General features: G+C 43.9%; 14 protein-coding genes, 1 pseudogene and 1 riboswitch. Of the genes and pseudogenes, 5 read left to right on the top strand and 10 right to left on the bottom strand.

Going from position 1 to position 21,647, the window contains the following annotated elements; genetic code table 11:
- The first annotated feature begins 32 nt into the window (after positions 1 to 32).
- Positions 33 to 950, top strand: a complete 918-nt coding sequence (locus tag GQF01_RS24930; protein WP_161409503.1) for an AraC family transcriptional regulator — start codon at positions 33 to 35, stop codon at positions 948 to 950.
- Between the two features lie 199 nt (positions 951 to 1,149).
- Positions 1,150 to 2,001, top strand: coding sequence for an aldo/keto reductase (locus tag GQF01_RS24925; RefSeq protein ID WP_161409501.1), 852 nt, complete (start codon positions 1,150 to 1,152; stop codon positions 1,999 to 2,001).
- Between the two features lie 66 nt (positions 2,002 to 2,067).
- Here the strand turns inward: GQF01_RS24925 and GQF01_RS24920 are convergent, their stop codons facing one another.
- From GQF01_RS24920 to GQF01_RS24905, 4 genes are all read right to left on the bottom strand, one after another.
- Positions 2,068 to 3,234: an iron-containing alcohol dehydrogenase gene (locus tag GQF01_RS24920; RefSeq protein ID WP_161409499.1), complete on the bottom strand. Its 1,167-nt coding sequence runs from the start codon at positions 3,232 to 3,234 to the stop codon at positions 2,068 to 2,070.
- A 258-nt stretch (positions 3,235 to 3,492) separates the two neighbouring features.
- Positions 3,493 to 3,792 (bottom strand): ArsR/SmtB family transcription factor, encoded by a 300-nt coding sequence (locus tag GQF01_RS24915; RefSeq protein ID WP_161409497.1) that lies wholly within the window; start codon positions 3,790 to 3,792, stop codon positions 3,493 to 3,495.
- Between the two features lie 137 nt (positions 3,793 to 3,929).
- Positions 3,930 to 4,988 carry an alpha/beta fold hydrolase gene (locus tag GQF01_RS24910; protein WP_161409495.1) on the bottom strand — a complete coding sequence of 353 codons (1,059 nt, stop codon included), beginning with the start codon at positions 4,986 to 4,988 and terminating at the stop codon, positions 3,930 to 3,932.
- 318 nt (positions 4,989 to 5,306) lie between these two features.
- Complete coding sequence (locus tag GQF01_RS24905) at positions 5,307 to 6,659, bottom strand: MATE family efflux transporter (protein WP_161409493.1); 1,353 nt, start codon at positions 6,657 to 6,659, stop codon at positions 5,307 to 5,309.
- A gap of 137 nt (positions 6,660 to 6,796) precedes the next feature.
- Between GQF01_RS24905 and GQF01_RS24900 the strand changes: the two genes are divergently transcribed.
- Positions 6,797 to 7,477, top strand: coding sequence for a TetR/AcrR family transcriptional regulator (locus GQF01_RS24900; RefSeq protein ID WP_161409491.1), 681 nt, complete (start codon positions 6,797 to 6,799; stop codon positions 7,475 to 7,477).
- A 171-nt stretch (positions 7,478 to 7,648) separates the two neighbouring features.
- A pseudogene (locus GQF01_RS24895) lies at positions 7,649 to 7,933 on the top strand (TetR-like C-terminal domain-containing protein); the annotation flags it as partial.
- 67 nt (positions 7,934 to 8,000) lie between these two features.
- On the opposite strand, the gene GQF01_RS24890 reads toward GQF01_RS24895, so the two are convergent.
- The 5 genes from GQF01_RS24890 to GQF01_RS24875 form a co-directional block, all read right to left on the bottom strand.
- The gene (locus GQF01_RS24890) at positions 8,001 to 8,537 is read right to left on the bottom strand and encodes a GNAT family N-acetyltransferase (protein WP_161409488.1); all 537 of its coding nucleotides are present in this window, start codon (positions 8,535 to 8,537) and stop codon (positions 8,001 to 8,003) included.
- Positions 8,538 to 8,935: 398 nt separating this feature from the next.
- Positions 8,936 to 9,166 (bottom strand): hypothetical protein, encoded by a 231-nt coding sequence (locus GQF01_RS24885; RefSeq protein ID WP_161409486.1) that lies wholly within the window; start codon positions 9,164 to 9,166, stop codon positions 8,936 to 8,938.
- Positions 9,167 to 9,378: 212 nt separating this feature from the next.
- Positions 9,379 to 15,348 carry an S-layer homology domain-containing protein gene (locus tag GQF01_RS24880; RefSeq protein WP_235960227.1) on the bottom strand — a complete coding sequence of 1,990 codons (5,970 nt, stop codon included), beginning with the start codon at positions 15,346 to 15,348 and terminating at the stop codon, positions 9,379 to 9,381.
- Between the two features lie 154 nt (positions 15,349 to 15,502).
- A riboswitch (cobalamin riboswitch) is annotated at positions 15,503 to 15,708 on the bottom strand.
- Between the two features lie 146 nt (positions 15,709 to 15,854).
- Complete coding sequence (locus tag GQF01_RS36705) at positions 15,855 to 15,983, bottom strand: hypothetical protein (RefSeq protein WP_268894380.1); 129 nt, start codon at positions 15,981 to 15,983, stop codon at positions 15,855 to 15,857.
- A gap of 405 nt (positions 15,984 to 16,388) precedes the next feature.
- Positions 16,389 to 19,031, bottom strand: coding sequence for an adenosylcobalamin-dependent ribonucleoside-diphosphate reductase (locus GQF01_RS24875; protein WP_161409482.1), 2,643 nt, complete (start codon positions 19,029 to 19,031; stop codon positions 16,389 to 16,391).
- A gap of 322 nt (positions 19,032 to 19,353) precedes the next feature.
- Here GQF01_RS24875 and dat point away from each other — a divergent pair, with 322 nt between their 5' ends.
- Positions 19,354 to 20,181, top strand: coding sequence for a D-amino-acid transaminase (gene dat, locus GQF01_RS24870; RefSeq protein WP_161409481.1), 828 nt, complete (start codon positions 19,354 to 19,356; stop codon positions 20,179 to 20,181).
- 423 nt (positions 20,182 to 20,604) lie between these two features.
- On the opposite strand, the gene GQF01_RS24865 is transcribed toward dat, so the two are convergent.
- A complete protein-coding gene (locus GQF01_RS24865) occupies positions 20,605 to 21,444 on the bottom strand; it encodes a lipoate--protein ligase family protein (protein WP_161409479.1) in 840 nt (279 codons plus the stop codon).
- Positions 21,445 to 21,647: the final 203 nt, after the last annotated feature.

Genomic DNA, 21,647 nt, shown 5'->3' with positions numbered 1-21,647 from the left:
ATCATTAAAGGTCAACTCGTAAGGAGGACATGATGTCAGGACAAATTGATCACCTACAGAATGAACTTGCTGAACTGATTGAACGACATGCGGGTCAAGACGGTGTATATGAGACTGGGATTCCATCTTTATTTATTGTTCGTGCCTCGCAAGTGTCTCAGCCCGTTTACCGAGTATACAAACCTTGCTTATGTTTCATCGCTCAAGGTTTTAAGGACATACTACTGTCCCAGGAGCGATTTGAGTATGGTCCTGCTGACTATCTGGTTTCCTCTATGAACTTGCCAGTAATCGGTCACGTCATAAAGGCTTCTCCCGATGAACCATATCTTAGCTTAAAGCTGGAATTTACGCAGAACCAAATATTAGAGGTATTAAATGAGGGAAACATTCAAATTGACCAGCAAGAAGGTACAAAACGTGCGATGTTTGTCGGCGAGGTCGAGTTATCCATATTGGATGCGATCATGAGATTGTCTCGTTTACTGGACAAACCGAAAGACATTCCGTTTCTGGCTCCCTACTACACGAAAGAAATCTTATACAGACTTCTTCAAGGGCAGTATGGTACTACTTTGGCACAAATCGCGATGGAAGGTAGTAGCACCTACCGAATCCGCGAGGCTATCGACCAAATAATCAATAATATGGATAAGCCTTTACGTGTCGAGGAGCTTGCGGAATTAGCCAACATGGGGACTTCTACATTCCACAGACACTTCAAAGAAGTAACTGCCATGAGTCCACTTCAATTCCAAAAACAGCTGAGATTACAGGAAGCCCGGCGCCTATTACTGTCCGAATCAACGGATGCCGCCGATGTAGCTTTCCGAGTAGGCTATGAGAGTGCATCGCAGTTCAGCCGTGAATATTCTCGTATGTTTGGTTTTCCACCTAGAGAAGATATTAAGCGCTTGAAGGCGGGCTACGACCAACTCGTCCAAGCGTAAAGTAAGAAAAACAGGGAGCAGTAGCTTAGGCGACTGCTCCTCTTTCATGTTACTCATGTGGTAGCGAGAGGTTTAGGCAAACATTTGAGACGATTGGGATAACGCTCACTTTATCATTTCATACATAATAAGAGTGTGAAACTGTTATGGATATGATTGATTTGACTTGCAGATAATCATAAAAACTGGAGGAGTTTACATGCAAAAAGTAATTTTGAACAATCGTGTTGAGATGCCTATATTAGGTTTTGGTGTATTCCAGATTGCAGATCAAAATGAATGTGAACAAAGTGTTTATGACGCTATTATGGCAGGATATCGGCTGATTGATACAGCTGCCTCTTATCTAAACGAGGAAGCAGTTGGCAAAGGGATTAAACGTAGCGGCGTGGCAAGAGAAGAGTTATTTATCACGACGAAACTTTGGGTTCAGGATACTGGTTATGAGCGCACAAAAAAGGCATTTGAAAAATCGCTGGAACGATTACAATTGGATTATTTGGATTTATATTTAATTCATCAGCCATTCGGCGATGTGCATGGATCTTGGCGGGCTATGGAGGAACTGTATCGTGAAGGAAAGGTTCGGGCAATTGGTGTTAGTAACTTCCATGAAGATCGTCTGATCGATCTAATCATTCATAATGAAATTGTTCCTGCAGTAAACCAGGTTGAAACACATCCATTCAACCAACAAATCGAAAATGCAACATTCATGAAAGAGAATCATGTTCAGATTGAATCCTGGGCACCTTTTGCTGAAGGGAAAAATAACTTGTTCCAGAACGAGGTATTGGTAAATATAGCTGAAAAATATAATAAATCCGTTGCTCAGGTCGTTTTACGTTGGTTGACACAAAGAGAAATCGTTGTGATTCCAAAGTCTGTCCGTAAAGAAAGAATGATTGAAAACTTCAACATCTTTGATTTTAAATTAAGCCAAGATGATATGGCATCTATTACTACGTTAGATACGAAACAGAGCCTGTTCTTTTCGCATCGCGATCCTGAAAAGGTGAAATGGCTTGGTACCCGTAAGCTTGACATTTAACAGTTGCGGGACTAGCTAAGCCAAAACTGGGCTGCCTCTTCTTGAGACAGCCCAGTTTTAAGTACATTATAAAGAATTTCTCAAAATCTTTCTGACGTCTTCTTTTGTAAGAGAAACATAGCTACCAATTTGGTCGGCGAGCATAGCCCTTTCCGTCATCAGTTCAATTTCCTTGTCATCAATTCCATAGTCCGACAGCTTCGTAGGCGCACCAATGGATTTCCAAAACTCCTTAAGAGACTGGATCGCTTCCGCTGCCAACTCAGCATCCGTTTTACCTGCCCGGTCCAAATCGAATACACGAACACCAAACTGTGCAACTTTCTCCGGCCGTACGGCCGCGACATGTTCCATCCAATGCGGCGTAATTATCGCGATACCCCCGCCATGTGGGATGTCATGCACAGCTGATACAGCATGTTCGATAAGATGTGTCGACCAATCCGGGCTCACGCCCATTGCCGTTAGACCGTTTAAAGCCAGTGTTCCATTCAATAACATGACTTCGCGATATTCGTAATTGTTCAAATCGTTCACGAGCTTAGGCGCCGTCTCGACGACAGTGCGAAGAATCGCTTCACCGATTCTTTCTTGAAGAGGTGCATGGCTCGAACCATGAAAATACTGTTCGAAGACATGGGACATAATATCAACGCTGCCGTATACCGTTTGATCCCGTGGTACAGAGATTGTAAGCTCTGGATCTAGAACACTGAATCTTGGAAGCACATGACTGGAGTTGAAGAATGCTTTCGTATTCGTTTCCCAATTCGTAATGACGGAATTTCCGTTCATCTCTGATCCCGTTCCCGCTATCGTTATAACTGTGCCAATTGGTACAGAATTAGACGGGGCACTCACCTTACTAGTCACGATATCCCATACGTCGCCATCATATGGCACGCCCGCGGCAATCGCTTTAGCAGCATCAATGACGCTGCCGCCACCGACTGCAAGAATGAAATCAAGCTGATTTTCTCTTATTAGGTTAATCCCTTTTTGGACGGTTGTCAGTCGTGGGTTCGGTTCAACTCCTCCTAGCTCAATGACAAATGCGCCGATTTCCTTCAGTTCACTGATAACTTTCTCGTAAAGCCCAATTTTTTTGATGCTTCCGCCACCGTACACTAGCAAAATACGTTTGCCGTAAGCTGGAATTTCTTTTTTCAGGGTGCTTATTTGACCTTTTCCAAATAAAAGCTTAGTCGGGTTCTGAAATTCAAAGTTTTGCATATTCGCTATCCCTCTCTCATTGAAATTTATTTTTTTGCCAATACATGCAGTTACGTATTAGCATCGAATACTGACTATTCTGAAACGCGGATCACAAATCAACCAAACACACCTCACCTCCCTAATTATATATCTATATATTACAAATTATCGATATGATTATTCAAAAAAATTTACATTTTGCAAATTGTCGATATGATTGCTCTTGGAAAAACTGAATTCAAAAGATGAATTCAGTTTTCTGTACTCTTATTTAGGTTATTTCTGAAGAAATTGACCAATATCATTAATCGCATCTTCATTCCTTCTGTAATAGGTCCATTTCCCTGAACGTGTAGCATGGACCAGTCCTGCTCTTTGAAGAATTGAGAGATATTGCGAAGCAGTAGACTGATTCATATTTAGTTTTTCAGTGATTTGACTAACACATACCCCAACAGTAATAAGATCAGCCCCTTCCTGGGGAGAAAAATGTGTTGTTGGATCTTTCAGCCATTCTAAAATTTGAATACGTGCTTCATTGGAAAGTGCCTTGAAAATATCAATTGGGTTGGTCATGTTGGCTATTATACATTACATATTTGCAATATGTCAAATTGTTAATTCCCCCTAATATGCAAAGAATAGAGCCGACATCATGATTAAAAATGAATGGATGGAACAGCCGCCGAACTCCACTATGATGAAATCCATTTTTACCGAAAAAACTCCTTAAACTGTTTGATGGTTTCTTCCGGCTGCTCTTCTGCAATCCAATGTCCGGTTTTTTTGAGTTCCACCACTTTCGGGTTCTTAGTATTTTCTTTTAGGAAAGGTCCCAGGTCGCTAATTCCTGTTGTACCGTAAATGCCCAAGACCGGCATAGTTAGTTTTTTATATGTATTGAAATCGTCGATATCCTGACGAAACGCTCGAAACCAATCGTTAGCTGCCCGAAGCGCATCGGGTTTTGCATAGGCCGCGATGTAGATTGCTTTTTCCTGTGGGGTAAGAGCAGGTTTATCGTAGGATAAATAATCGTAAGCCCAATTGTAGGCTATGTCTAGATTTTTACCTTGCAGCAATTGCTCGGGCAAATTAGGGACAGCGTTAAACGCCCACCACCAAGGGAACTTTGCACGGTCTGGATTACTCACATCATACGAGCCAGGTGGTGCCACGATCGGTACCTTCAACATGTTGTTGTCTGGATGTGAGATGTCGAGCATGGCTAGTTTTTTTGTGGCATGCGGGTAATTAGCCGCGAAAGCATAAGCAACCGTGGACCCGATATCATGGCCTGCAATATAAATATTTTTATAACCCAGCTCGTTCATCAAGGCATAAATATCGGACGCCATCGTTTTCTTGTCGTAGCCGGTTGTTGGCTTGTCGGAACTGCCCATTCCACGAATATCGATGGAATAAACATGATAATACTTAGCTAATTCAGGCATTATTTTGCGATATTCATACCACGTTTCGGGCCATCCTGGTAGCAGAAATAGCGGTTCGCCTTTGCCGCCTTCTACATAGTGAAGTTTGATTCCATTGACCGTTTTAGTTCCATTATGAAAACCCTCTAGCGTTTTAACTAGTTCTTCGTCCATACTCTCGTTTCTGCTTAATTCTGATGGTGCAGAAATAAGTGTCGGTTTCGTTTCTGGTGCGGCATTTTGCTTGTAGGTTGTTGCCAAGCATACGGTAGGAAGCATTAGAGTTATGATTAGCAGCGTCGCCACCGTTAGTGCCTTAGATTTAGTTCTTCTTGACATCATAGTTCCTCCATTGTCCTGCTCATTTTACGAACAGCAGTTAATTTTCCCTAGCCCATAAATCTATATACATCATGTACCGCAGACAATAACCTGGTCAGTTAGTCCCAATGTCTTCAAGTTCTTGCCATCTGTATTTGACATGAACTTAAGAACATTCCCCATCGGGCCCCGGTCGTTCGATCCTTGTACCATAGAAAAAAATCCTCGACCTGAGGTCAAGGACTTTTTAATTGCGAATATCTACTTCCTTCCCAGAAACTCTGTTGCCCGTTGCCTATGATTCAAATACGCCCTGCCTTGCTGAATGTTATGTTCTTACTGTACCAAACTATCCAAATCCGGCTTCAATTTGTTCCGCAGAACATACAGCATTATGGCACCAACAAGGAACGCGACGGCATCCGCTATGACGATTGACCAGACCACACCGTGGAAGCCGTTCATTCGATTTGCGAAATAGAGCACAGGAATCAGAGTTATTCCTTGAATAATAGACATAATGAATGCGGCGGTTCCTTGTGCCGTCGCTTGAAAGATCCCCGTAAACAACGTGGTCATTCCCGTAATGAATAGGGATAGGAACGTTACATGTAAGATGTAGCTGCCCATCTCGATTAATTGCGGGTCATTCGTGAATAATCCGATTAAGTGGTCGGAGATTAGATAGACGATGATGCCGAACACTCCGGCCAAAGCCACAATCACTTTGATCGTAAATCCAATCGTATGCTTCATACGTAATTTATTCGCTGTATATGAAAAGGCAATGAGGGGCACGACGCCCTCGCATAACCCCATTAGAATAAATTCGGGAAATTGCAATAGACGCGACGAAATTCCGAAAGCCGCTACGGCCGGATCCCCATATTCAACAAGAAAATGGTTAAAAATGAGTGACATAGCACCCAAGAAGATGCTCATAATAAAGACGGGAACTCCGATTTTGAATACATTGCTCAATATCTCCTTGCTAACCTTGAACCATTTTAGGGAGACGCTTAAGAATTGACTCTTATTTCTCATGTGGAAAGCGTAGAATACGATCGCAACCAAGTTAGAAATGACAGTAGCAGACGCAACGCCGCTTACGCCCCAGTGGAATACGAAGATCACGAGTACATCGAGAATAATATTTACGACAACACTGAGAATCATACCCGTCATCGACGTGATAGCAGCACCCTCTGAGCGAACAATATTCTCCATCGTGAAAAATAATATGACGATTGGCGAACCAATGAGCATAATCGTGACATAGTCCTTCGTGAATTCGAAGGATTCAGGTGTTGCTCCCAAACTATGAACAATGGAATCGATCAACGGAAGACTGACGGCCATCACGATAAGACCGAGAACTAAACTGCTGTAAAAGGCGAATGAAGACACATGCTTGACATCCTCGTATTTTTTCTCCCCTAGCAAACGGGAGATGAATGTACCACTGCCCATGCCAATCAAGTTGCCTAACGCCATAATGACCGCGAATAACGGTAAAGTTAGTGCGAGTGCGGTTAACATCGCTGTATTGTGAAGCGTACCAAGGAAATAGGCATTCAAGATGGAATAGATAACGCTCATTGACGTGCCTAGCATCATGGGCACTGCAAAGTGAGCTACGGCTTTTGCGATAGGTGCTTTTTCAAAGTAATGGAGGTTTTCTGTATCCATAATTTCACTACCTTCCTCGTTTATTTGCCCATTTACTCTAACGGTGTAAGGTTGAACCTTACAGTGTTAGATGATATCATGAATCTATGAAGGTGTAAAGAAAAACCTTACACTGTTAGATGGAGATGTGGATATCGATGAAAAAGCAGCAGCCTCAGATTTCTGAGGAAAAGATTTTGAATACATCGTGGGAGCTTCTGGGCGAGGAAGGCATCGAGAAATTCAGCATGAGACGATTGGCCGACAGACTTGGCATTCAAGCTCCCTCCCTGTATTGGTACTTTAAGAGCAAGCAAGACCTCTACCAACGCCTGGCCAACCAAGTTTCAAAAATCATCTTAGAGGAATTCGACTCCGAGGGAGATTGGAAGGAGCAACTAACCGGATTTGCGATAACAACACGGAGTGTACTACGCAGGCACCCTTGTTCCACGCAGCTCATGATGCTTACGCTCCCCCACGAGCCGGATATTATTAGGTTCACCAACCGTATGCTGCTCTGCATGGAATCGACGCCGCTTGAACAAGAGCATCAATTGCAAGCAATCCTTACCATTATGAACTATGTCTTCTACTTCGTTCTGGATGATTACGAGCATCAGCGGAATGTATCCGCTATCCTTAAGGAACAGGGAGACCTTCCGAGTGGGGAGATGGATCGTCTTCTGGACACCATGAGTGAGGCGGATGCCGGACTATTCCGGAAGATGTTCAAGAGCGGGCTGTTCGAGCTGATGGGGACCGACCGATCGTTTGAGTTCGGCTTGAAGCTGATCCTATTAGGCATTGAGCAAGTGATAAAGGAGCAGGAGAAGTAGCAGAAACCGCCCTTCCAATTTTCGGAGGGGCGGTTTGTTTGTGGTTTAACGTAACCTAAATTAGCCGGACGCAGTTACCTTACAAACACCATGATAAGCCAGCTGATGATAATATGGACCATTCATATCACTACTAAGCCGCCATTTGATGCCACTAATTAACGCATAGGATTTATGAAGGCTGTTTTAGGTCCAAGAGGGAATTTATCATTTCAAACAAGATTAAAAAAATTCATGTGGGAAACACTTTATGGAAATAATCCTAATGCATTTGTAAAAGAAGAAAATCTCCTTGTTCCAGAACGATATCTAGCTTCTTATATGGGATCTGTAATAATAGGGGTAATTCAACAATGGTTGGAAAGCGGTGGGAAAGAGTCTCCTCAAGAAATGGCCCGTATCTTAACGACCATGTCAGTTAATGGTCCCTTTTTTGCAGCAGGTTTAAAAAAATAATAGGCCTATGTGCAATTGCATGGGCCACAAGGCAGTCTAGTTCCTAATCTCATCATACTCTCACTAATCATTTAATAGCCAATATTAATTCTTTTTGCATATAAATCACAACCTCCGTTTCAATCCCTGTATTTCCATACTCGTCTTCATATTCCCAGCTAATTAAGAATTCACCATGTCCCCAGTCTATGTAGCCCAATTTCTGATAAAGTCTTTTAGCTTCTGCATTACTAATACCCACCTCTAATCCTATACTCGTACATTTTCTTTCTTTTGCTAATCGCTCTGCTTCTTTAATGATAGCCGTTGCAACACCTTTTCTACGATATTCATCTATCGTTAGTCCTGCTTCTAAGAATGCGCTATGTGAAATGTCCACTAATTTTGTTACAGATTCAACATGAGGACCACTCCATCGTAGTAAGAAATGGCCAACAGGGGCGTTATTATGCCAAGCAATCATGTATAGTCCCTCACCCCTCTTTTGTACAGCAAATCTATTGTACTGAAACTTTGGATTATCAGGTGAGAACTGCGTCACAAGGAAATCCAATTGGGACTCTTGTGCTTCTTTTATTTCTAAATATAATTCCTCATTATTCATTTCTTTCTGGCCTCCCTTATTAAAATGCTAAGTATTTTCGTGGTCATATTTACATTATATCCTGTTGTTTGAATGAAAACAGGAAACTGCTGCAGGCTACTCCTTGTTTGGTAATGTGCTATCATTCCCACGTCCACACAAACAATATATATAATAAAAAAATGTGATGTTCATAATAAATTATAAAACGGAGCCCGCAAACCCGCGGCGCTCCGTTAATTTTGTTGCATATTAAAACTCAATTTGTCTAATCCTCTATCCAGTAAGACCCATTGTTTCATAATTATTTGCAGTAAGAATTTGCACGTATACATTTATGCATTAATATACATTTTCAATTAAAATAATAAATGTAACTCACAGCCGATGATATTACCGATCAATTGTTATACTTGCACTTAAATGGTCAAGCGTCCTTGGATGGCCATCGCCGTGATGTCCGGATCAGGCCTCAGCCGCTTTTCACCCAGCGCCCATCCTCCGTCTGTTATTTCTCTTTTCAAAATAAAGTAAATGAAAAGATCTCTTGTAGTCTGTGTTTTGACGCTAGCGACTGTCGGAATGTCAAAAGATTTGCTATCGTACGCGATAAGCGCAAAGATAGGACCATTAATGCCTTGCTTGATCAATACCGCAGCTTACCTGATTTTTCCTTTAAAATCTTCTCTACATTGGCGTAATACTTGGCGTATTAAGCATCAGGAACTGGAACGCCTGAGCGTGCCAGTCCGAATACAGTCCAATCTCCACCAATGGATGCTACCACTGGATCAGTTACGGTTTGCTGCATGAAAGCAGCGGTCTTGTTAATTTGCTTCTCAACAAGCGCTTTTTTAAGCAGTTAGGGCTGAGTTGTTTCTTTTTGAGCATCATTCTTATAGTGGTAAGCTCTCATAGCAACAACGGCTGCCATTTCCCTCGTTACCTCATTGCTAGGTTGGAAACGGTTGTCCCACCCGGACATAAGCTGACGTGCCATAATCGTTTGTACATCATCTTTCGCCCAATCGGACACTTGGTCTAGATCTTCAATGGCTGGCGTTTGCCCACCAGCTTGAATGCCCAGCGCTTTGACGATGATAACCGCCATTTGCTCTCGTGTCAGCTTCTCGTCCGGACTAAATTGATCGTTCGTGAAGCCTGTAATAAAGCCTGCTTTATACGCTGCATTCACATAAGGATAGAACCAATCCTTCTGAGAGACGTCTTTGAAGTTAATGATGCTGCTTGTCTTTACATCTATTCCAAGGATGCCCACTAGAATCTTAGTGAACTCTGCTCTTGTAATAGTGGCATGAGGATTAAATTTACCATTGCTGCCGTCAATAAATGCTTTCTGAGATGCTTCTGTAATGGCCTCCATTGCCCAATTTGAAATTAACTGGGTGTCGGCATACAGATTTTTCAGATCAAACGGCTTCACCGTCTCCTGCTGACTTACGGAATAGGAAACGAAATTCGTGAAATGATTTGTTTTAATAATTAGATCTTTGTCTTTTACAAATGCGTAGGTAATTTTTTCATTCCCTTTTGTCGCCTCGGCACCTTTGGCATCCGACTCATAAACCTCAATCGGTGTGAAGGTATTCCCTTCGATAAATCCTACACTTTGATCTTTAGCACCTTTGATGACAAAAGTAAGCGGCTTATCGAAAATGACGGATTGATTCGCATTCCCCATGGCAAACGCATAAGCCAGCTTCACAATCTTCGTTTCTGCGCTTTTTAAACTGTCTTTGACGAGACTCTGTAGATTTGTGTCATCAGTATTCAAAGAGGTTAGCAGTTCAACACGAGGCTCCCCTGACTTTAAAACAGTGCCCTTGTCGATCGAAACGTTGATATCGCCTTTGATGGCGGTGATCATTGGGATGTTGTCTTTCACTTCATCCAAGTCAAGAATTACTTTGGATTTCACATTAGGAATGTTAATCGTAATAAGCTCTTTGTCCTTCAATTCCTTGGTGATATTTACGTTGTAATTTTCGATAATCGTTGCCGGAACATCAATAACCGTCTTTTTATCCGTTGGTTTACCTGTTATGAGATCGCCTGTATATTTATTTCCTAGATCTTCTCCCAAATTAGTCGTATAGCGCCATTGCAGACTATCGCCATCCTGAAGCGTATATTTGCTTGCACCAAAATTCGGATAGTCGCCATTTACATTGTACATCCAACCGCTGCCGCTGCCGTGGTCGAATTCGCCGTCACCTGCAATGGATTGCACATACACGCTGTCATATTTCTCAGACCACTCATATTCATAGCTAATCCCGCGGCTATCTAATGCTCTCTTAAGCAAGCTCCAAGCCGTATCTCCCGATTGAAGTTCTACGCTCGTTGCAGAGATAACATCACCCTTGCTGATCGTACGCTTATCAACGGATATGGTAGCATGCTTCGTCGGTTGAGGACTTCCTCCGCCTCCACCAATTGGCGGTATTTCAACCGTGCTTGAAGCGTAAGCGATAAAGTCGGTAAAATGCTTGGTTTTGACAATCAAATCGTTCCCACTGTCGTAGGCGTATTCAGTCTTGCCACTTGCTTTGCCTGCCTCATCACTTGCAAGCTTCTGAATCGCATGCGGCGTTCCATTCTGGATAAAGGCAGCTTCTTTGCCTTGCATGCCAGTGAAAGTCAAAGTGACGAATTGATTGAACACTACTCGATTAGTACCGCCTAGCGTGATAGCCTGATGAACGGTATCCAGTTTCTTGCCGTTCTCAATAATCGTGTTAATTTTATCTTTTAATGAAGAACTCGCCGCATCTTTGGTTGTGATTAACTCCAGTCCGGATGAATCCCCACTAATAATTTGGGCTCCCTTAGGGATGACCATGGAGATGTTGCCTTTAACTGCCGCGATTTGGGGCAAGCTGCTGTTCGAAGGCAAATTGACTTGAATTTTCGAATTGGAATTATTCGGAATTTCTATCGTTAATTCTTTATTTGCATCTGCACTCGTTACAGGAATGATGTAGTCTTTATTATCGGACGGGATCACAATTTTAGGTTGATCACCGCTCGGTAACGGGAGCTCATTATCGCCTGGAGTAGGGACATCGACGACATCCGTCATATCATACAGACGATTGTTTCCATTCACGAATCGATCATAGGCTACTAATGCATATGTGCCTTGATCCGTTGCCATGCCATCGACGGCTCCCGATTTAATATGCTTAAAGCCGCCATCTGCTGCTGTAAATGACATTAAGGCATCTAGAGCAGATTTTCTGTTTTTAATAAACCTTTCGTCGGTGTTTGGATCAATGCCTAACGCAGTTAACGCGGTAATGACTTGCGCAATACTTTCGCTGCTTTCGCCAAATCCGCCATCGCTGCCCTGCGTTTTTGCCAACCAAGCAATTGCACGCTCTCCAGCACTTTTTACATCTTGTCGGGTAGAATAATAAGGTGCAAGAGATTGCAGCGCCATTGACGTAATATCGACATCAGGTTTACCCGGGATTAACGCCCATCCGCCGGCATTCGCTGTTCCTTTACTTACTTCTTTTTCTAACATATAATCGATCAGGTTATTTCTTGTAACTTGATTTTTCCCTGCAGGTACGACTGGAATATCAAAGTTTTTGGTATCAAACGCAATGAGGGCAAATATAGGGCCATTTATGCCTTGCTTGATGACATAATCATAGTCCGAAAGTGCCTGCGTAAGATCATAACCCCCAACTTTTCTTGGATTTTTTCCAATAGATGTTAGTCCAAGAATGGCTCTTGAGTGCTCTGTTCCTTTGGATTTATCCAAAATTCCTGAGTTTTCAGCCATTAACCGTTTTACTTCTTGTTCTACATTATTGTAATAAAACTGGTAATAGCCCTCTGGGACGGAATAATTAGCTCTAGCCAAGGAGAGAACGGACCATTCCCCGCCACCCGTTCCAAAAGCCGGTTTATCTACCGTTGTCACAATATAGGCTAAATTCTTATTTAAGAGTTGTTTAGGGATGCTTACACTACTAACTTTGTAAGTAATAGTAAACGATTGCTCAGCAGAATTCCCTGAGGAATCAGTAGCAGTAACAGTGATCGTGTTTGCACCGGTGTTAAGAACAACGATGTATTCATTATCAACCTTAGGTATGACTATGTCGTTCAGCTTCACTTCCGGTGTGATAACTTCAGAGCTGTTATCTGTCACGTCAACAGTAAAGCTTAGACTTGGCTGAGAAACTTCTTGGTTATTCGTTAGCCCGGTTACGATTATGCTTGGTTTTTCTGTATCAACATCCGTCATATCATAAAGACGGTTGCTTCCATTTACGAATCGATCATAAGCTACTAATGCATAAGTGCCTTGATCGGTGGCCATAGCGTCTACTTTTCCTGTTTTAACATGTTTAAAGCCGCCATCGGCTACCGCAAATGACATTAAAGCATCCAGAGCAGAATTACCATTTTTAATAAATCTAGTGTCTGTGCTTGAATCTATGCCAACTGCTGATAACGCGGTTACCACCTGTGACAGGCTCTCGCTGCTTGTACTTCCGAAGCTTGTATAGCTTCCTTCACTATTTTGAGCTTTGGAAAGCCAATTAACTGCTCGAGCTATCGCAGCTTTTGCATCTTCATTAGACTGAGCATACGGAGCAAGTGCTTGCATCGTCATTCCGGTAATATCGACATCGGGTCTACCGCCGGGAGATAGCCCCCAGCCTCCTTGATTGGCGTTACCTTTATTTGATTCTCCATCTATCAAATACTTAATTAGTTTATCTCTTGTTGTTTGTACTTTTCCTTCTGCCGCAGAAGGGATTGCATAGTTTTTAGAATCAAATGCAAGCAGGGCAAAGATTGGACCATTCATGCCTTGATAAATGACATAATCATAATCCGATAGTGCCTGTAAAAGATCATAGCCTCCAACAGCTTTGGGATCTTTGCCAATCGAAGTTAATCCCAGGATGACTCTCGAGTGCTCTGTACCTTTCGTTTTATCCAATACCCCGGCATTCGCACTCATTTGTGTTTTTATTGTACTAACTACATTGTCATAGTACGATCCATAATAGCCATCAGGTACGGAATAATTGGCTCTGGCCAATGAAAGGACAGACCACTCTCCGCCGCCGGTTCCAAACTTCGGCTTATCTACCGTTTTTAGAATATAGGCCAAGTTTTTATTCAACTGTTCTTTTGCATTGCTTGCAGTGCTAGCTTTGTACGTTATGGTAAAAATTTGCTCTACAGTATTTCCGAATGCACCTTTGGCGGTGATTGCGATTGTGTTTACACCCAAGTTTAAAACGACATTGTAAGCTCCTGCAGTCTTCGAAATAACATTTCCGTTCAACTTTACTTCCGGTGTTATGACAGATGAGGTGTTATCCGTCGCTTCCACATTAAAGCTAATATTTGCCTGGGATACTTCTTGCTTATCCGTCAACCCGGTTACTTTAATTGTAGGTTTAACATTACCATTCAGACTGGCTAGCGCACTATCGATGTCTTCCTGCTTACTTTCCATGTTGGTAAGCAGCGAATACGCTTGATCATATAGGGACTTAACAACTGCATTCGATAGAATCGCTGCTTTATTCGGATCACTATTTATCTCTGCGATCCTAGTCGTCAGTGCATCCTTGTTAGCTGTTTGTATAAAGCCCGGACTCCACTCGTCGCCCCCCAGCGATGCTCCAAAGCCATACACCGTGAACTGAGTTCGAACGACATCCCCATCATGTGGTATATAGTCGGACATCCCTACATTCGGGAAAACATTATTTACGGCATACATCCACCCGGACATAGACGTATAATCGAATTCTCCCAGCCACTGCTCGTTATTCTTTGTACCTAATTGAACGCCATCTGCATCCATTTGCTCTTTGATATAATTCGGTACATTTATTTGACTACTAACATCTTTAACCTTAGATAAGTAAAAACGTTCTTCCGTACTACCCGTATGCTGAATATTATCCTCACCCAATACGCGAGTGAGCACAGCTGCTCCATTTTCACCTTCGTAAAAAGGAACTTTAACCGGTTCTTTAGAATATCCTTGTCCTAATGTAAATTTCTCAACGGAAAGAGTAAGATTCCCAACCAGAATGGCCGGTGCCGTATTAACAGTCAATGGCTGAGTAGCTCTGACGATTCCCGGTGCTGCAGTTGCATGATAATCCGTAACTTCAAGCGAATAATTTCCTGCACTTACTCCTTTATCAAATGCAGCTATACCGTTTGGATTCGTTACGACTGCTGTCCCACCGACAGTTACTTTCACACCGCTAGCCGGAGAGTTAATAAGTTGATTACTTGACCAATCATAAGTGCTCTTCGTAACCGTTACAGAGAACGGCTGGTTGGCTTTGACATCACCAGGTTGAATCGAAATGGATTGGACTAGTTGCGTATTAAGATCACCGTAATACACACTAACTTGGTCATTGCTTTCTAGTTCAAACTGATCCATTCCTACTGCAGGTATGATCCATTGCCCTTGACGTTTAACGGCAAAGTTCCATCCGTCAGACCCATTATATAGTCCTGCGTGTATCCCATTAATTCCTGCCACATACGGACCATAGGCTGAATCTGCAATGTCTAATGGAATTTGGGTTGGCCTTAAATCAGCTTGCAACGCCTCTAATGCGTTTGAACCTTCCGCCACTCCTTCGTGGATAAGTCCTTGTGGTCCTTCGATGTGAAGGCCAACTGAAACCGGTCCTTGATTCGCAGCGAAAACTGGATTAGCTGGTGCAATGGCGGTGAATATGACAGATAACACCATGACCAATGACATCAAGGACGACATAGCTTTACGATGCATTTTGCTTAACATACTTTTCTTATCACTCCTTCAATTTTGTTAAAAAGCAAAGCAAAAAAAGCAAACCCCAGAGTGGGGTTTGCCTTTGATTCCAACAAAAAACAACATCCATGTGCCGAAAAAAGGCATAGGAATGCTAACTAATTTCTCACCCCCCGGAGAAACAGTCCGACAAGCAAAATAGGCAGGTATCCTGGCTCATGCATCCTCGTAAACTTTTCGCCTTCCCATCCCCTCAAGTGGGGACAGTGGCCTGATAGAAAAGCAACTCCGCATTTACAGTGGCGGGACCGCGCAGGTGTTGCACCTGACTTCCCTTTTAAGCACTTTCGACTCTGTTATCGATTGCGCACCTTATTTGCAAGTATATAGTTGTACTGCCCATACTAGCGTTTAATCATTTATTTGTCCAGTAGATTCATAGGATGATAGAATGAAAATATATGTATAGCCCCCATCAATGACGTCACCATCTTTCAACGGATAAAGACTGCTCCTAGCAATGTGTGCCTGAGAATTTAACAATCGGTAAAGCGATGATCCTTGATCCATTCGGAGACAATCAAATAAACGTTATCTTTCAGTAAAGGACTAAATGTTTGGTTATTCATAAACTCAAACTGCTTAGGAATGGGATCTTCCAGCATCTCCCTGATAACAGTTTGTATATCTGATTCACCTTCCTCCCTATTCCCAACCGCGGCAATTATCTCTAACAAGAACCAATTTACCACGCTAACGTTCTCATCTCTCTCCCCGAAATAAAAAAAAGCATTTGATCCAAAGATCAAACACTGTGCCAGACCTACGGCAATATCGAATGTGCTCCCTAATGGTTCACTACAATGACGCTCCTTCCATGAGAACATACTGGAAGGAGCGTCTGAATTTAGTAACTCAAACCCGGATAAAGGGAGAATTGTGCTGTCAAATCATTTACCATGCCACGCACTTTGTTATGCACAGCTTCATCCATTGGATTTTTCACAAACAAAAAAAACACACACCACCACCCAACAAACAACAACCAGGGGATCCCTCCCCTGGTTTACCTACGAGCAGCGACTGTAGCCACAGTTCGCGCAGTTCTTACACCCTTCGCTGTTAATCAGCGAAGCGGAACCGCAAGACGGGCACAAGTCCTTCGTCGCGGCGCTTGCTGCGCTGCCGCCATGCGCGGAGTGCCCGCTTGGAGCAACCACCGGTGCCGGAGCTGGCGCATCCAGCACTTCACTCGTCGCGGTCACGTAGTTCCGCGCGTCGTCTTGCTCGTTCATCACTTCGTCGTGCTGCTCGAGCGCTTTGGCAACCGCATCCGCGATAGACTCAACGCGGTTCGTGCCAAAACCAATGGCGCCAGAGCCGCCAATGCCTTTCAAGTGCTTCACGAGCAGCTTCACTTTGTCCCCGTGGTCGCCGTAGCGCAAGAACAAAGAGCACACGCGGCCAAGTGCTTCAGACATCGCAAATACGTCTGATCCAGCTTTGCCTACGTTAAGGAAGATTTCACTCGGCGTTCCGTTCATATCATTAATGGTGATATACGCCATGCCAAATGGTGTATTCACTTTATAGGTTGCGCCTCGCAAAATTTGCGGCCGGCGCTTATATTGCTTATCGAAAACTTGCTCCGTTTTCGCATCAACGTTAACAGCAAGCTTACCTGAAAGATTCGTTAAGCTAGCTTCTTCTTTCACAGCCTCCGCAGCTACAGCAACAGGTGCTGCTTCTGCCTTCTCTTCTTTCTTCTCCTCTTTCTTGTCAGCGCTTGTGCTAAGAACCTGCACATCACGGCTTCCATCGCGGTAGATGGTGACGCCCTTACAGCCGAGATCAAAAGCTAATTCATACAACCGCTTGGTCTCTTCAACTGTGAAATCGGATGGGCAATTCGCTGTTTTGGAGATCGAACTATCCACCCACTTCTGGATAGCTGCTTGTGCTCGGATATGATCTTCCGCCGTCAAGGTCATGGAAGTTACGAAGTAATCCGGTAATTCCTGATTCGGATTGGCGTCTTTCCATTCTTGAGCGATCGGCACATATTGCTTATCGAACCCAAGCCGGCTTTGGCGGAAATATTCAAAGGCAAAATACGGCTCAATACCCGTCGAAGTGCCAACCATCGTCCCTGTGCTTCCTGTTGGTGCCTGTGTAATGACCGTAACGTTGCGCATGCCGCTCTTCTTAATGGCTTCGCCAACTTCCGGGAATACATGAGTCATATTTTTCATAAAGCCGCTCTCTAGGAACTTATCCGCGATAAATGCTTGGAAGGATCCTTTTTCTGAGGCGATCTCTGCTGATGCGAGATAAGCTTCTCTTGCCATGAAAGCGTAGATTTTGTCCAAAAATACTAACGATTCTGGACTGCCGTAACGAATTTTCAGCTTAATCATTAATTCCGCTAAGCCCATTGATCCCAGGCCTACGCGGCGTTCCTTCTGTTGGTTCTCGCGGTTTTCTTCGAAATGATAAGGCGTCTTGTCAATGACATTATCAAGGAAACGAGTCGAGTAACGAACAACCGTCGCCAAATCTTCCCAATCAACATCATGTTTCTGAGCATCATAAAACTTCGACAAGTTAATCGCCGATAAGTTGCAGACTCCCCAAGCCGGAAGCCCCTGCTCCCCGCATGGATTCGTACAAATAATCGGATTGAAATACCAGCTGTTCGACATTTGGTTATAGTATTCCATGAATACAACACCAGGCTCAGCTGATTTCCAAGCAGACTCAATGATTGTGTGCCACACTTCACGAGCTCTTACTGTACGGTAAGGCTTGACGGTTTTGCCAAGTTGTTTCCATGCTTCCAGATTGCCGTCCCATTTGTCGTTATAGTCAGGATCCGTTGTATCTGGGAAGACGAGTTCCCATTCCAAATCTTCCTTCACAGCCTTCATAAACCCATTGCTTACACAAACGGATAAATTGGCATTGGTGATTTGCCCCATCGTTGATTTCACCGTGATGAAATCTTCCAGATCAGGATGCCAGTCATTAATCATCAGCATAAGTGCGCCCCGACGGCTGCCGCCTTGCTCAATCAGTCCCGTTGTATAGCTGAACAAGCCGCCCCAGGATACCGCGCCGCTCGAAGAACCGTTAACTCCTTTAACAACGGAACGCCGTGGGCGAAGCGAAGATAGATTGATACCAACGCCGCCGCCGCGTGACATAATTTCCGTCATCTCAGAAAGCGTGCTCATAATGCCGCCACGGCTATCGTGAGGGGAAGGGATGACATAGCAATTGAACAGAGTTAGTTCATCACTTGCATCTGCTCCTGCCGCAATCCGCCCACCTGGGACAAGTTTCCAATCATCTAAAATATATCTAAATTTCTCTGTCCATTCGTTACGTTTCTCGGGTGTGGCTTCTACGGATGCCATGGCCCCAGCCAAACGATCCCACAGTTCTTCAGGTGTCTTTTCTATGTTTAGTGTAAGCTTCTCTACCGCAGATTTGACTGTCTCACCGCTGCGTGTTCTTACTTGAACGCTGTCGCCTTCACGGCTAATAATTTCGCCTACTTCTTTGGCTGGGAATTTGGGATCATCCTTCGTCAATACGAGCACGGTGTCCCCCACCTTGGCTAAGCTCGTATCCGCATTCTTGAGTGCATAGCGATCCAAAAATATTTTCTCGCTTAACCCTTCCAGCCTCTTACTTGATTGCGAAATTCCCATTGATAAATGCCCTCCCAATAAGCTACAGATGCAGCTCCAACTAGAATGAAAATTACAATATATGGTGTGAGAAATCCATTATACACCACAAGATATGGACCTTCGAATGGCCAAAGGACCAATTTTGTTTAATAAGACAAGTAAACATCGCTGTAGCTAGAATTTACTCTAAATCTCTCTTTATTTTATAGAAAACGAGCAAGCTGTTCGTTGCTTTTGACGATAGCCGATTCCTCTGCTAACCTGTATTTAGGATACCACAATTCTTATCTTTTTAGAACATTTGTTCGTTATTTATTTTTGCTAAGGAGATGTTAGAGCCATGTATTTTTATAAAAATGAATTTATGAATAAAGCGGATATTCAGCTCTCGCCTGATGATCGCGGTTATTATTTCGGAGACGGTATCTATGAAGTTTTCCGCGTATATCAAGGCCAAATATATGAGCAGGAGGCACATCTGCAGAGGCTTCAACGAACTGCAAGTGAAGTACGGCTTACGCTCCCTTTTACCCTCCACCGAATCGGACAAATTCTAACTGAACTAGTGGACAAAAATAAGCTGCTCGAAGGCACGGTATATATGCAAATCACCCGAGGGGAAGCTCCTCGCGCGCATCCATTTCCTGCTCAAGCTGAACCCATTATGCTCGCCTATTGTACGGAAGTGCCAAGACCTGTAGCAACCATACATAACGGTATCAAAGCGATTACTTTTGCTGATATTCGCTGGTTAAGATGCGATCTCAAAACGCTCAACTTGCTGCCCAATGTCATGGCCAAACAAGCAGCGCTCGATCACGGTGTGCAGGAGGTTGTCCTGCATCGCGAAGGTACAGTGACAGAGTGCAGCGCATCTAACGTGATGATGATCAAGGATGGTGCGCTTTATACGCATCCAGCTAATCATTTGATTTTACATGGCATCACCCGGGCGGTTGTTCTAAGATTAGCCCATTCTCTAGAAATCCCCGTTAAAGAGGAGGCTTTTACAACGGAACAGCTTTTGGCAGCTGACGAAGCCTTTATCACAGGAACAACGGTCGAAATAACACCAATTCTAGAAGTAGATGGCCACGCAATTGGAGCCGGCACGCCTGGGGCGTTTACCCGCAAGCTGCAAGAGGAGTTTGTTCGTACGTTTTCGTAATCAGCAAAAAAACCTAAGGCAGCTGCCTTAGGTTTTTAATCCACACCCTAATAAAGGAACTCCAGGGCGCTATTTCAGTGAAATTCATCGTTTGAGCCAATGAAGGGAACTCCAGTTCGCTATTTCGGACTTTTCATCCGATTTAGCTCTCATTTTGCTGAAATAAGACCCTCAAGTTCCGTTTCAGCTCCCCAGCAACCACTTTTTCCCTAAATAGCGTCCCCTAGTTCCCCAATTTGCAAGGTTCTGGTCGTTCTTCTCGTTCTGCTCATTCTGCTCGTTCTGCTCGTTCTGCTCGTTCAACGGGTTCAGCTCGTTCAGCTTCCCCTAACCTAGCTACTCTAGTTTCGCAGATCTTCTAAAGTTACCTTGTACAAGGTATCAAATCAATCGAGATCAACAAGCCCCCCGCCTCACTCACCCTTACCGCCGCAAATTCCACTCATCCGTACCATACTTCTCTCGCACAAGAGCATTGGTCAATTCAATCTCATACTGTGTCAAAGAGTCCTCCACCAGCTCCACGCCTAAACCTTGAGCAATTTCCCGGCGGAACGCCTCTTCCACTTGCCCCAAGGTAACAGCATCTTTCCCCTGTGCCCGCAGCAGCTCGTTAATCGCCACCGCTTTTTTCGAAAAGCTTGTCTTCATCCGCTCCGCCACTTTCTCGTTAGAGAAACGCAGCATACGGAACAATTGGTCCGTATCCATATCGAGCAGAATTGAGCCGTGCTGCAGCACGACGTTCTTCTGGCGTACCTGCGCGCTGCCGGCGACTTTACGTCCCTCAACCACAAGCTCATACCAGGAGGGAGAATCGAAGCAGGCAGCTGAGCCTGCAGATGCATATTTCTCCTTCTCCTCGTCGCTTGCAAGCTGCACCATCTCGGCGTTGAGTCCTAACGCACGGAACCCTTGCAGCAGTCCTTCACTCAGGACGCGGTAAGCGTCGGTGACATTTCGGGGAATGCCCGGATAATCCTCAGCCACGATGATGCTATATGTCAATTCTTTATCGTGCAGGACCGCTCTGCCTCCTGTTGGACGGCGCACGAAGCCAATCCCTTCCTTAGCTACGGCTTCCTGATCGACCTCAGACGCTTTTTGGAAATAGCCGATCGACAGAGTTGCTGGATTCCATCCATAGAAACGCACCGTAGGAGGAACGATTCCCTCGCTATGAGCGGTCAAAATCGCTTCATCTAAAGCCATATTTTCAGCAGGAGAACGATCTCCCGTATGTATAAATCGCCATGCTGTCATCGAAATCTTCACCCTTTCTTTGCTACATCGCTTGTCAAAAGACAACGTCTATCATACCACATAATCACCTTCTGTTACGATTCCTCCCCCTCTGCAAGCTCCCTCCCAATCTCATCGTCTGTTTTACAAAGGAAAAAGTTATGAAAGCGCCTCTTATGGACATACTAACACGTATTCGGCGTTTAGCGCCCGTGCTTCATAAC

Origin of the sequence: Paenibacillus silvestris, assembly GCF_009882985.1 — a bacterium.
Classification (GTDB): domain Bacteria; phylum Bacillota; class Bacilli; order Paenibacillales; family NBRC-103111; genus Paenibacillus_E; species Paenibacillus_E silvestris.
Note: the sequence above shows the minus strand (reverse complement) of the source record. Positions and strands in the feature narration are given on the sequence as shown.

Excerpts from the sequence above, each read along its gene's own strand:
- GQF01_RS24930 (WP_161409503.1), top strand. The coding sequence starts at position 33 with ATGTCAGGACAAATTGATCACCTACAGAATGAACTTGCTGAACTGATT.
- GQF01_RS24925 (WP_161409501.1), top strand. The coding sequence starts at position 1,150 with ATGCAAAAAGTAATTTTGAACAATCGTGTTGAGATGCCTATATTAGGT.
- GQF01_RS24920 (WP_161409499.1), bottom strand. The coding sequence starts at position 3,234 with ATGCAAAACTTTGAATTTCAGAACCCGACTAAGCTTTTATTTGGAAAA.
- GQF01_RS24915 (WP_161409497.1), bottom strand. The coding sequence starts at position 3,792 with ATGACCAACCCAATTGATATTTTCAAGGCACTTTCCAATGAAGCACGT.
- GQF01_RS24910 (WP_161409495.1), bottom strand. The coding sequence starts at position 4,988 with ATGTCAAGAAGAACTAAATCTAAGGCACTAACGGTGGCGACGCTGCTA.
- GQF01_RS24905 (WP_161409493.1), bottom strand. The coding sequence starts at position 6,659 with ATGGATACAGAAAACCTCCATTACTTTGAAAAAGCACCTATCGCAAAA.
- GQF01_RS24900 (WP_161409491.1), top strand. The coding sequence starts at position 6,797 with ATGAAAAAGCAGCAGCCTCAGATTTCTGAGGAAAAGATTTTGAATACA.
- GQF01_RS24890 (WP_161409488.1), bottom strand. The coding sequence starts at position 8,537 with ATGAATAATGAGGAATTATATTTAGAAATAAAAGAAGCACAAGAGTCC.
- GQF01_RS24880 (WP_235960227.1), bottom strand. The coding sequence starts at position 15,348 with ATGTTAAGCAAAATGCATCGTAAAGCTATGTCGTCCTTGATGTCATTG.
- GQF01_RS36705 (WP_268894380.1), bottom strand. The coding sequence starts at position 15,983 with ATGCTGGAAGATCCCATTCCTAAGCAGTTTGAGTTTATGAATAACCAA.
- GQF01_RS24875 (WP_161409482.1), bottom strand. The coding sequence starts at position 19,031 with ATGGGAATTTCGCAATCAAGTAAGAGGCTGGAAGGGTTAAGCGAGAAA.
- dat (WP_161409481.1), top strand. The coding sequence starts at position 19,354 with ATGTATTTTTATAAAAATGAATTTATGAATAAAGCGGATATTCAGCTC.
- GQF01_RS24865 (WP_161409479.1), bottom strand. The coding sequence starts at position 21,444 with ATGACAGCATGGCGATTTATACATACGGGAGATCGTTCTCCTGCTGAA.